This window comes from Pseudomonas syringae group sp. J309-1, from assembly GCF_032582135.1.
Taxonomy (GTDB): domain Bacteria; phylum Pseudomonadota; class Gammaproteobacteria; order Pseudomonadales; family Pseudomonadaceae; genus Aquipseudomonas; species Aquipseudomonas quasicaspiana.
The window spans coordinates 35,012-47,063 of record NZ_JAWHNU010000006.1 but is presented as its reverse complement, the minus strand read 5'-3'; the positions used below and the strand labels follow the sequence as shown (position 1 = coordinate 47,063).

At 57.6% G+C, this 12,052-nt stretch carries 11 protein-coding genes; 4 read left to right on the top strand and 7 right to left on the bottom strand.

Annotation, left to right across the window (positions count from 1 at the left end; translation table 11 throughout):
* Positions 1-334 precede the first annotated feature (334 nt).
* Both RX972_RS05090 and RX972_RS05085 read left to right on the top strand, forming a co-directional pair.
* On the top strand, positions 335-541 hold the full coding sequence (locus tag RX972_RS05090) for a hypothetical protein (RefSeq protein WP_049826797.1): 207 nt from the start codon (positions 335-337) through the stop codon (positions 539-541).
* A 15-nt stretch (positions 542-556) separates the two neighbouring features.
* On the top strand, positions 557-793 hold the full coding sequence (locus RX972_RS05085; RefSeq protein WP_099268811.1) for a hypothetical protein: 237 nt from the start codon (positions 557-559) through the stop codon (positions 791-793).
* A 71-nt stretch (positions 794-864) separates the two neighbouring features.
* Here the strand turns inward: RX972_RS05085 and RX972_RS05080 are convergent, their stop codons facing one another.
* Complete coding sequence (locus tag RX972_RS05080; protein WP_161628566.1) at positions 865-1,008, bottom strand: hypothetical protein; 144 nt, start codon at positions 1,006-1,008, stop codon at positions 865-867.
* On the opposite strand from RX972_RS05080, the gene RX972_RS05075 reads away from it, so the two are divergent.
* Both RX972_RS05075 and RX972_RS05070 read left to right on the top strand, forming a co-directional pair.
* Entirely contained in the window at positions 1,007-3,892 is a 2,886-nt protein-coding gene (locus RX972_RS05075; protein WP_410478197.1) for an EAL domain-containing protein, read from the top strand. The two genes, RX972_RS05080 and RX972_RS05075, sit on opposite strands and share 2 nt — an antisense overlap.
* 170 nt (positions 3,893-4,062) lie before the next feature.
* Positions 4,063-4,623 (top strand): hypothetical protein, encoded by a 561-nt coding sequence (locus tag RX972_RS05070; protein WP_316873088.1) that lies wholly within the window; start codon positions 4,063-4,065, stop codon positions 4,621-4,623.
* Between the two features lie 171 nt (positions 4,624-4,794).
* Here RX972_RS05070 and RX972_RS05065 read toward each other — a convergent pair whose 3' ends face one another.
* From RX972_RS05065 to RX972_RS05040, 6 genes are all read right to left on the bottom strand, one after another.
* On the bottom strand, positions 4,795-5,733 hold the full coding sequence (locus RX972_RS05065) for a carbohydrate kinase family protein (protein WP_122394708.1): 939 nt from the start codon (positions 5,731-5,733) through the stop codon (positions 4,795-4,797).
* Between the two features lie 45 nt (positions 5,734-5,778).
* Positions 5,779-7,260 (bottom strand): xylulokinase, encoded by a 1,482-nt coding sequence (xylB, locus tag RX972_RS05060; RefSeq protein WP_316873085.1) that lies wholly within the window; start codon positions 7,258-7,260, stop codon positions 5,779-5,781.
* A 7-nt stretch (positions 7,261-7,267) separates the two neighbouring features.
* The gene (locus RX972_RS05055) at positions 7,268-8,752 is read right to left on the bottom strand and encodes a mannitol dehydrogenase family protein (protein WP_316873083.1); all 1,485 of its coding nucleotides are present in this window, start codon (positions 8,750-8,752) and stop codon (positions 7,268-7,270) included.
* A gap of 18 nt (positions 8,753-8,770) precedes the next feature.
* On the bottom strand, positions 8,771-9,874 hold the full coding sequence (locus RX972_RS05050) for a sn-glycerol-3-phosphate ABC transporter ATP-binding protein UgpC (protein ID WP_316873080.1): 1,104 nt from the start codon (positions 9,872-9,874) through the stop codon (positions 8,771-8,773).
* 285 nt (positions 9,875-10,159) lie between these two features.
* The gene (locus RX972_RS05045) at positions 10,160-10,993 is read right to left on the bottom strand and encodes a carbohydrate ABC transporter permease (protein ID WP_316873079.1); all 834 of its coding nucleotides are present in this window, start codon (positions 10,991-10,993) and stop codon (positions 10,160-10,162) included.
* Between the two features lie 10 nt (positions 10,994-11,003).
* Positions 11,004-11,936, bottom strand: coding sequence for a carbohydrate ABC transporter permease (locus tag RX972_RS05040; protein WP_231665907.1), 933 nt, complete (start codon positions 11,934-11,936; stop codon positions 11,004-11,006).
* Between the last annotated feature and the right edge of the window lie 116 nt (positions 11,937-12,052).

The following is a 12,052-nucleotide window of genomic DNA, read 5'->3' as shown; positions in this document are numbered from 1 at the left end:
AGGGTCGAATCCTGGTTTCGGGCTGGATAAGGCGATTCAGGGCCTCGGCCAGTAAAGTATTGCTGTCCACGAGGGGAGCAGTTTGCAGGCCTTTTCCATCGCCAGGTCGGTACATATATATGCTTTGGCTGAATGACGGTCTGGCGCCCTCAAAAGGTGCAAGCAGCATTGCAGGCCGGGTCTGCACTCGAACATCGGCTGCGACCCGTAAAATAGAAAACGTTTATTAAGGACCGCTCATCGGAAGCTCACCGCTATATACGCGTATGCAGTGTCCTATGACGTGCAAGGAGGTGTTTGTCCAAACGCCTCCATCGCTAAAAAGGCTTAACCCATGACTATGCACATCGATTTCAGCACTCAAGCAAACGTACTGATGTTTGAATTGAACGACGCAACCACAGCCATGATGGGAATGGTTGGTACACACCAGACCACAGGTCCTGTGTGGATCGCTGCCACTGCGCGTCAAAGTCTGTCTTTTGGTCGTTGGAGCGCCTTCATCAAGAAATCCGAAATGTACGGCCATGCGTTGAGCTGACACAGGCAAATGGGCATGACTTATCGTTACTGCATTTCCTACCGGTTCAAAGAGCAAATGCGCGAACATTTGCTTGAGCTTGAGCAATCGTCGCTGCCTGCTCACATCGCCGCTCTGCATTTGCTGCAGTTGCACTTCGGCGATGCAGAGAACAGCCTGATCATGCCCACGGCCGATGCCCCCCCTGCATCGGTGCTGGATCAGGCTCAGCTGCTAGGTATTACCGATGTGACCTCCCGTCTTATTACCTGAACGTTACCCAATCACCTTTCTGGCTGCTTGATTAACGTTATCCTGCCGCGTCCAAAGAGTTTTCCCGAGATTCAAACCTGTTTGTATTCAAGGCTGGAATTCGCATGCCGATACTTCTGGCGGCTTTCTTGCGCCTGATATGAATATGCCACTTGCACGGTTTTGCACGCGCCCCGAATATAAGCGCCTGCTGTCTCTGGTTTTGGAGCTTTCATGAGTGTTCCTCCCTTGGCCTCTGACCGAGCTCAATCAAGTGTTGCCGATGATCCTGCCAGCAGATACCTGGCCGACGCAGCGCCGGGTGCTGTAGAGAACTTCGGGGGTGAACCCATCGAAGTGGTACTTGCCGCGATCAAGGATCGGATGGGGGATGTGCCGTGGGCGGTGTATGCCGTCGGTGACCCTATGCATCTGTTGGGGCATGGCGAAAGCCCGATGCGCTGGTCTGTGAGCGTTGCCAACGACCGGTTTGATGATTTCTGTCGCGAATACAGGTTACAGCGTTGGGCTGCCGGTAAAGGCGAGGGCGTGCTGGCGTGGCTGGTCGCGCCGCAAAACGAGGCCTGCGATACAGATCTACCCGGGCTGGCATTACGTCTGGGTCACCGCTTGCAGACCGATGCCCTGGCTCGGGCCCAGATTACCCAGCGGGTGCTGTATGAAATCACCTATCTGGCTAGTTCTACCCGGGATCGTGGCGCTTTTCTGGAGGGGGTGCATCATCAGCTTGCCTCGCTGATTGATGCGGAGAACCTGTATCTCGCGCTTTACGATTCTGACACCGACAAGATTACCTACCCGTATTACGTCGACATCACAGATCTCGACGCGCTGGAGTCGGACGCGTCCGAATATCTGGATCGCTCACGGCTGTCGATGACCGGCTATGTCTTGAATAGCGCACAACCGCTGTTTGTCGACGCGGCAGGTATCGAACGGGCTCAGCTGCAAAAGCGGTTCTATTGCGTAGGTCATCGCCCGGAGTTCTGGATGGGCGCACCGCTGAAGAATGCTTCGGACGAAGTATTCGGCATGCTGGCCATGCAGGTATACGACGTTTCCCGGGTTTACAGTGCCGAGGACCGAGCCTTGTTTCTGGTTGTGGTTCGCCACGTGGCCATGGCACTGGATCGTATCCTGCATCGCGCCGATCTTGAACGAACCGTCATGTTGCGCACCCAGGAGCTCTCGGCCCTCAATAACGCCCTGCGTCAGGAAGTGGCCGAACGTGAGCGTGCCGAGCATCTGCAAAGTGCGCTGTTTCAGATAGCCGAATTGTCCAGTCAGCCTGGTGACATGGCTGAGCTGTTTCACAGCCTGCATCTGATCGTAGGTGAGTTGCTGGTCGCCCTGAACTTCTACATTGCACTGTTTGACAATTCCACGGGAGAAGTGACCTTTCCTTACTACGTCGATGAGCGCCAGGCTACTCGTCCGCAGGCCAGGCGTGGTCAGCGTGGCCTAACCGAGTATGTGATTCGTCAGCGTCGTGCCTGCCTTATCGACCAGGATGAAACCCTCAGGCTTGAAGCCAGCGGCGAGATTGATGTGGTGAGGGAGGGGATCCGTTCCTCGTCATGGCTCGGGATTCCGCTGTTCGACGGCAATGATGTGCGGGGTGTGCTTGCCGTTCAAAGTTATTCGCCGCTGGTACGCTACTCGTTACGCGACCAGGAGCTCCTGACTTTCGTTTCCAGGCATATCGACACTGCGCTCTCCCGGCGCAGCGCTGCCGAAGCGGTACACACCGCCAACCTGCGGCTTGAGGCGCGTGTTCAGGACCGGACCCGAGAGCTGGATTACGCCAACGCCAAACTTCAGCACGAGAACTCGCATGACTCGCTCACCGGCTTGCCAAACCGTAGCCATTTGCAGCAGCGACTGCATGCGGAATGGCTCGAGTTTCGCACCACCGGTCGTGATCTGGGTGTGATGTTCATCGACCTGGATCGCTTCAAGCTGGTCAACGACAGTCTGGGTCATCATTTTGGTGATCAGTTGCTGACTCAGGCCGCTGATCGCTTGCGTGGCTGCATGCGCGATTCTGATCTACTGGCACGACTGGGTGGCGATGAGTTTGCTGTACTGGCCGCTGGCGCTTCGCTGGATATGGCCATCGGGATTGCCGAACGGATACTCGCAGCCTTTGATCTGCCGTTCTTCATTGACGGCCATGCGGTGTTTTCGTCCTGCAGCATTGGCGTAGTCGGGGCTGACAGTCAGTTTCATGAGATGCCTGCTGATTTGCTGCGTGATGCTGATATGGCCATGTATCGGGTCAAGAACGGTGGCCGGGACAGTTATGCGGTGTTCAACCAGGAGTTGCGCCGCGAGGTGTCGGACCAGGTCGAGCGCGAGGGTGCATTGCGCAATGCCCTCAAGCGCAAGGACGAGCTGATTCCGTATTTTCAGCCGATCATCGATGTGAACAGCGGCAAGCTGTTGGCTTTGGAGGCGTTGATCCGCTGGCGCCAACCCGACGGCAGGATTCTGGCTCCCGGTCAGTTCCTGCCCGCGCTGGAAGGCTTGCGTCTGATAGGGCGGCTGGACTTGTACATGTTGCGGCGTGTCGTGGAGATACTTGCACGGCCGGGCAACGAGCATTGGCCTACGGTACATGTGAACTGCTCCAGCTACAGCATTACCCGCCCTGAGTTTGCCGGTGAAGTGCTGACACTGCTGGCAAATTACGAAATGGCGCCTTCACGAATTTGTCTGGAGCTTACTGAAGGCGCATTGGTTGCGGAGCCGGAATTGGCCCGGCAATCGATGAAGCAGCTCGCTGACCATGGCATGTCAGTGGTGCTGGATGATTTTGGCGCGGGTTTCTCGTCCCTCAGTTACGTCCATCAGTATCACTTCAGCGGTCTGAAGATCGACAAGTCGTTCACCCTTGAACTGACCACCAGCGCCCGCAGCCGGGCGATCGTGCGTGCAATTGTAAGGATGGCCGAGTCTCTTGATCTGACCGTTGTAGCGGAGGGCGTAGAAGATCAGGCCACCCTTGACCTGTTACGGGAGATCGGTGCGGGTCAGGCCCAGGGCTACTTCTTTGCTGTGCCGCTGCCGGAGGACAAACTGCTGTTGCGTGACAGGTAGTAGACCGGCAATCCTTGGCCACAATTGGCCGGCGATTGCCGTACCTCTTCTCGCGACCTTCGAGGTGCACGTCTGGACATCAGGCGTTCCGAGCGCTCCAGAGCAACGAGTCAAATGGCATCAGTCTTGCTACTCAGGTTGTGCATCACAACAGGCAGCAGGAGGTAAGCATGATTACCGCTAGTATCAGTGCGCTCCATCACCTGGTTTCTCAGGCGGTGGCTCGCAAGACTCAAGACGATGTGGCAACCGATGCGTTCTCCGTCCCAACCGGTGCTACCAGCCCGGTCCCGGCCGTGGATCCCGTCGCGCAAAACAGTGGCAGTCAGCAGAATGAGGCCTATGACGAAGCGTTTGCCAAAATGCTCCTCAGCCTGAAGACGGCTACGCAAAATACTGACAATGAGGCTGCACCTTCATTTGTATCTGCAGCCAGTGACAACAGCATTGCAGCCCGCGATTCTGCGGTAACCAGCGAAGCTGATGTGGCCGACGCGGCATCGAAGTTCACCTCTGCTCAGCAGGAGTTCTCGGATTACATGAACTTGACGCCCGCGGAGAAGATGCGCGAGCAACTGACTGGTGTCAGCAAGGAGGAATACGATTCCATGTCGCCTGAACAGAAGCTGGACGTCGACACTAAACTTCAGGCAGCCCTGAAAGAGCAGCAGCAACAGACTACCGCTGATGTAAACGGAAAAATCCTGGCGGCCCGGTTGGCGCTGGTTTAAGGCATTACTGGCAAGAGCAACGCAGATCTGTGGGATTGCCATAGGACCTGTGGGAGCTGAGCTTGCTCGCGATAAACGATAACGCGGTATGTCTTCAAGCTGCGTCTCATGCATCGCGAGCAAGCTCAGCTCCCACAAGTTTCTGTGTTTGCCTTTCAAAAGGGTAGGCTACTACCCCAACTGATTCCGATACGGCAAATCCGGTCCGACCTTGGTGCAGGTCAGCGCTGCTGCCTGTACGGCGAACCCGAGCATTTCATCCACCGTTTCCTTGCGCAGGGTTGGCAAGCTGAGCGGGTCATCCAGATGGCGCTCGGTCAGGAAGGTAATCAACGCGGCCTGGAAAGTGTCGCCTGCGCCAACCGTGTCGGCAGTCACGACCTTCTGCGCAGCAACTGACCAGCTTCCGTGCTGGCGAGTAAAGACCGTTGCTCCCTCAGTACCCTGAGTCAACACCACCAACTGACAACGCTTGCTCAGCCAGCTCTGGGCGACGACCTGTGGGTCTTTGTCCGGGTAGAGCAGGCTCAAGTCTTCGTCGCTGACCTTGATAATGTGCGCGTGCTCGGCAAAGGCGCTGATCTGCTCGCGCCAGCGGTTGATATCCGGTGCCGGGTTGAGGCGTACATTCGGATCCAGGGTGATCAGCCGTTTGCCGCTTTCTCTCGCCACCAAAGCCAGCAGCGTGTCGGCGATGGGCTGGACCACCAGTGAGAACGAGCCGACATGAATCCCGCGTACCTGTTCATCCAGCTCCGGCAGGTGTTCAAGGCGCAGTTGTCGATCCGCGCAGCCTTCGCCACGAAAGCTGTAGTGCGGTGAACCGTCTGCCCCGACTGCCACCATGGCAAGGGTCGTCGGGGCGTCGAAGTCGATCAGGTAGTCGGGCCTGACGCCTTCTTTATCCAGCACGCTGCGCAAGCGCTGACCCAGATAGTCACTGGACAGCCCGGCAAACAGTCCCGCATCGATGCCAAGGCGGCGAAGGCCCACGGCTACGTTGAAAGGTGAACCGCCCGCAATTGCCTGAAAGCCCAGTTTGTTGAGCTGCCCGCTGTTGTCGGGCTGGCTGAAAAAGTCGAACAGTGCTTCGCCACAAACGAGAAACATAGGTGCTCCTGAAATAAATACGTCAGTCGGGCGAGGAACGCGAGCTCACAGCGCCTGCAACTGATTGCGATACCGCTCATAGACCTGCTGATAGTCGGCGACGTTCTGCGGGACGGGACGGGTTTCACTGCTGTTATCAAGGCTCACGCAGCGGGCACATAGAATATCCAGCATTTCGCCTGTCTCTTGCCGATTGGCGTGACACCAGGCGGCTTGAATGGCAGCGCCCAGCGCCGCCGCTTCGGCCTGCTCGGTGCAGATCACCGGCGTATCCATGATATCGGCGACTATCTGCCGCCAGATGGCGCTCTTGGCACCGCCGCCGATCAGCCGAATGTTAGCGCTTTTGATGCCGTTGGCGCGCAACAGATCCAGGCCGTAACGCAAACCGAACGTGGTGCCCTCTACTACCGCCCGACACAGGTTGGCCTGGGTCAGATTGGTAGCATCCAGACCCAGAATGCTGCCAGTGGCATGGGGCAGGGCAGGCACGCGTTCGCCATTGAGAAACGGCAGCATCGACACGCCCTCGGCACCAATCGGGGCCTGACCGACGGCGTTGTTGAAGGCTGCGATATCCAGCCCCAACAGCTCACGAATAACGCCTGTGGCATTGGTCAGGTTCATGGTGCAGATCAAGGGCAGCCAGCCGCCGGAGGATGAGCAGAACGTCGCCACCGAAGCCTGTTCACTCACGCGTGCCTGATCGGCAAAGGCATAGACGGTGCCCGACGAACCGAGGCTCATGGTGATTGCACCGGGATGAATATTGCCTGTGCCGATGGCCCCCATCATGTTGTCGCCGCCGCCACTGGAAATCACCGCGGCGGGGTTGATGCCCAGACGTTGGGCAATCTCCGGCAAGACAGTGCCAACCGGCTCGTGCGCTTCCAGCAATTGGGGCAGTGCCCGGCTCAGGTTGCCGCTGGGATCTATGTGCTCAAGGATCGCCATATCCCACTGCCGGGTGCGCACATTGAAATACCCGGTGCCTGACGCATCGCCATATTCGCTGGCGCAACGTCCGGTCAGCCAGTAATTGAGGTAGTCATGGGGCAGCAGAATCTTGTCGATGCGGGCAAAGAGTTCGGGGTGCTGCTCCTTGGTCCAGAGCAGTTTGGATACGGTGTAGCCCGGTGCAATGGCAACGCCAAGGCGCTGCAGCGAACCCTTTTCGCCACCGAGATACTCCAGCAACTGGTCATTTTGCGGGGTGCTTTCGGTGTCGCACCACAGTTTGGCCGGGCGTAGCACCTGGCCGTCGGCATCAAGGAGTACAAGGCCGTGTTGCTGGCCCGAGACGCCGATGCCGAGTATCTGCTGTCCGGAAATGCCCGCTTCAAGCAGCGCTCCGGCAGTCGCCTGTTCGAAGGCCGTCAGCCATTGCTGCACATCCTGTTCACGGCGACCGTTATGGCCACTGATCATGCTGTGCGGCGCAGAGCCCTGGCCCAGCACCTGACCGGTGCGGGCGTCGAGGACAATGGCCTTGGTGCCTTGGGTGCCGCAATCGATTCCGAGAAACATAGGCACCTCAGGCTGTTTTGGCCAACAGGTTTTCCAGAGTTTTGCTGACGCCCAATTGCTTGAGGCTGTTCAGGTTCTTTTCAAAGGCAGCGACAAATTCAGCTGACTGTGGAATGGCGGTGCCGAATATCTCCTCGACGTCCAGCAGCCGTTGCACGATCAAGACATCGTCGGCCACCAGCGCCTTACAGAACTCCGCACGAGGGTCGACGATCTTGTAGGTCACGCCGTTTTCGCCTTCGCTGCCTTGCAGGTACAACGCCCAGGCCGCCACCACTAACGAGGCGCGCTCCAGGTTGCCATGATCAAGAATCAACTGATTGATGGTGGGGACGGTAAATTTTGGAAACTTCGACGACCCGTCCGAGCACACGCGCTCCAGCTGATCCGCAATCGCCTGATTGGAAAACCGCTCGATCAGCGTGTCCTTGTAGCCTTCCAGATCGATGCCCGGCACCGAAGCCAGTTGCGGTGTGACATCCAGATCCATGTACGCGCGGATATAGGCAACGAACAATGGATCATTCATGGTTTCGTGAACGAAGCGATAGCCCTTGAGTGCGCCCAGATAGGTCAGCGCCAGGTGGCTGCCATTAAGCAGCTTGATCTTCATCTCTTCGTAGGGCGTGACGTCGTCGGTGAATTGCACGCCGACTTTTTCCCAGGCCGGACGACCATCGACAAATTTGTCTTCCAGCACCCATTGCACAAAAGGCTCGCAGACCACCGGCCAGGCATCATCAATGCCTTTTTCGTCGGCAAGCTTCAAGCGGTGGGATGTGCTGGTCATCGGTGTGATGCGGTCGACCATGGCATTGGGAAAACTGACCTGTTCGGCGATCCAGTCATGCAGATCCGGGTTTCCCTGGGCAGCGAACGCCAGCAGCGCCTTGCGTGCGACGGCGCCGTTGTGCGGCAGGTTATCGCAGGACATCACGGTAAAAGCCGGTGTGCCCGCAGCGCGCCGTTTTGCCAAAGCTGCGCATAGCAATCCGAAGACAGTGCGCGGTGCGTCTGGATACGCCAGATCATGCTGGATCTGCGGCAAGTGAGTCATGAACTGGCCGTTGCTGTCATCAATGCAGTAACCGCCTTCGGTAATGGTCAGAGAAACAATGCGAATCTGCGGGCTGGCCAGCTTGTCTATGACGGTCCGGATATCGTCTTCGGCCAGCAGCATGCCGCTGATGGACGCGATGATCCGGGTTTCGGTGTCGGGTGTATCGCCTAGTTCATAGAGGGTGTAGAGGTAATCCTGACCCGCGAGGGCATCACGCACGCCACGGTCCTCCGGGCGCAAACCAATGCCGCAAATGCTCCAGTCCAGGCCCTCGCCGCTGTTCATCAGCGCGTCGGTGTAAACCGCCTGATGCGCACGATGGAAGCCACCCACGCCAATGTGGGCAATACCTTGTGTAGTACTTTCCGGGCTGTAGCCGGGCAGGGCGATGCTGTGCTCTAACCGGGACATATTCTGTTTGTTCAATTTCATGGCGATGATCCCTGAGTATCAGGCGGCGACCGGCAGGGATTTGGCAATCACCAGACCCTGAGCGTCGAACAAGTGGCAGTGAGCGCTATCCAGATGCAGATTGAGCGTGTCGCCATACTGGCTGGCCAGATCCCCGCGTATACGCATGGTCAAGGCTTCCCCGGAGCGGGTGCGCACGTGGCAATAAGTGTCGCTGCCCAAACGCTCACTGACGTCGGCAATGACCTGCATCTGGCAGTCGCCTTCTTTGGCAAGGTTCAGGTGCTCCGGTCGGATGCCGAGGGTGACCGGATCGCCGACGCTCTGTTGTGCACTGCCGAACGGCAAGTTAATGACTGCGCCCGCATCGAGCGTCACTTCGCAGCCGCCTGCATCGACGCGGCTGATCATGCCTTTGAGAAAGCCCATTTTCGGTGTGCCGAGGAAACCCGCGACAAACAGATTGGCCGGATGGTGATAAAGCTCAAGCGGGGAGCCCACCTGCTCGACCTTGCCGCCATTGAGCACCACGACTTTGTCGGCCAGGGTCATGGCTTCGACCTGATCGTGGGTCACGTAAATCATCGTCGCTTGCAGTTCTTTGTGCAGGCGCGACAACTCAAGACGGGTTTGCACGCGCAGGGCGGCGTCAAGGTTCGACAAGGGCTCATCGAACAGGAAGATTTTCGGGTTGCGCACGATGGCGCGACCAATGGCTACCCGCTGGCGCTGACCGCCGGACAGCTGTTTGGGTTTGCGCTCCAGCAGTGGACCCAGCTCAAGGATGCGCGCTGCCTCATCGACTTTCTTTTTGATCACGGCTTTGTCGCCACCGGCCAGATCCAGAGCAAAAGACAGGTTCTTGCCCACGGTCATGTGCGGGTACAGGGCGTAGGTCTGGAAGACCATGGCCAGGTCACGCTTGGCAGGCGTCACTTGGGTGATGTCCCGGCCATCCAGCTCAATGGTACCGGAGGTGACATCCTCCAGCCCGGCGATCAATCGCAGCAGGGTGGATTTGCCGCAGCCCGACGGCCCCACGAAGACCACGAACTCGCGGTCTTTCACGTCCAGATCGATACCTTTGATGATCTGGTGACCGTCGAAGCCTTTTTGCAGATTTCTGATGCTGAGGTTAGCCATGGTGGCCTCCGTTCTTATTCTTGAATATTTCAGAAATGGTTGACCCTATTCTTGTAGGAGCGACCGGGTTGCGCGCCTATCAAACAAAATGCAATTACCTGATCTGGAATGCTTTTTACCTGTAGGAGCGCGCTTGCCCGCGATTACGTCAGCACAGGCGGTAGATTCATAAACTCACAGACCGAATCGCGGGCAAGCGCGCTCCTACAGGTCCGGTAGCCGCGCGACAGCGCGGTGTCAGGGACATCAGGGCAGCTCCTACAGGTAAAGTGTCTTCTGGATTAATCATTTAACAGCCCCGAACGACAGGCCGCGCACCAGTTGCTTCTGGCTGATCCAGCCGAAGATCAGGATCGGCGCGCAGGCCAGGGTCGAGACAGCGGAGAGCTTGGCCCAGAACAACCCTTCGGGGCTGGAGTAGGAGGCGATCAGCGCAGTCAGTGGCGCAGCGTTGGACGAGGTGAGGTTCAGCGACCAGAACGCCTCGTTCCAGCACAGGATCAGCGACAACAGCGCAGTGGATGCCAGGCCGCCTTTGCAGATCGGGATCAGCACCTTGAAGATTTCCTGGCGAGTGCTGGCACCGTCCAGTCGCGATGCCTCGAGGATTTCACCGGGGATATCCTTGAAATAGGTGTAAATCATCCAGACCACGATGGGCAGGTTGATCAGCGTGTAGATCACAATCAGCGCAATGCGGCTGTCCAGCAGGCCGAAGGTCTTGGCCAGCAGGTAGATCGGCATCAGCACGCCCACCGGGGGCAGCATCTTCGTCGAGAGCATCCACAACAGCGTGTTCTTGGTCCGTTTGGTCTCGAAAAAAGCCATGGAGTAGGCTGCAGGTACCGCGATCAGCATGCACAGAATCGTTGCGCTGAACGAGATCACCACCGAGTTCCAGGCGAAGTGGAAGTAGTCACTACGCTCCTGGATGTGCAGGTAGTTTTCCAAGGTCGGCGTAAAGATAAATTGCGGCGGCGTGGCGAACGCGTCGATTTCGGTCTTGAAGCTGGTCAGGACCATCCAGAAGATCGGGAAAAAGATCAGCGCGGCGATCACCCAGCACAAGGTGCCGAGCAGCACGCTCTGCAGGCGTCGGGATTGTTTGAGCGTCATCATGATTCGGCCCTCAGGACTTGTCAGTGAGGTTTTTGCCGATCATCCGGATCAGGATGATTGCAGCAATGTTGGCAATGACCACGGCAATCAAACCGCCAGCGGACGCCATGCCCACGTCGAATTGCAGCAAGGCCTGGTTGTAGATCAGGTACGCCAGGTTGGTCGAGGCGAAGCCCGGACCGCCATTGGTGGTGGTGAAGATTTCCGCGAATACCGAGAGCAGGAAGATGGTTTCGATCATCACCACCACGGCGATCGGCCGGGCCAGATGCGGCAGCGTCAAATGCCAGAAAATAGCGATAGGCCCGGCGCCATCAAGCCGTGCGGCTTCTTTCTGCTCCTGATCCAGCGATTGCATGGCGGTCATCAGGATCAGGATGGCGAACGGCAGCCACTGCCACGAGACAATAATGATGATCGACAGCAGTGGGTAATTGGCCAGCCAGTCAATCGGCTGGGCACCAAACAGCTTCCAGACCCAGGCGAGGATGCCGGACACCGGATGGAAAATCAGATTCTTCCAGATCAGCGCGCCCACGGTGGGCATGATGAAGAATGGCGAAATCAACAATACCCGCACGATGCCGCGCCCGAGAAACTCGCTCGCTTCCAGCAGGGCAGAAATCAGCACCCCCAACACCACGCTGATCAACAGCACACTGCCGACCAGCAACAGCGTATTGGTCGCGCCAGGAAGAAATCCGCTGTCGGTGACGAAGTATTCGAAGTTTTCGAGACCGACGAATTCGTTCTCGCCGGGGTTGAGCAGGTTGTAACGAATCAGCGAGAAGTAGATGGTCATGCCTAGCGGGACGATCATCCACACCAGCAACAGCAGGACCGATGGGCTGACCAGAAACCAGCCGGGTTTGGTCACGCTGCCTTTAACTGACGGGTTATCGTCAGGCGTGAGGGCCTGAGGCTTGATAGTTGAGGTTGTCATGATGGCGATCCTGGGTGCAAAAGGAGAGCAGGGTGTCGGGGGGGGCGGGGGCCCCCAAAAATTGACGGTCTCAGTATTTTTTTTTTATTAAAAAAGAGATAGAGTTATAGAGGGGG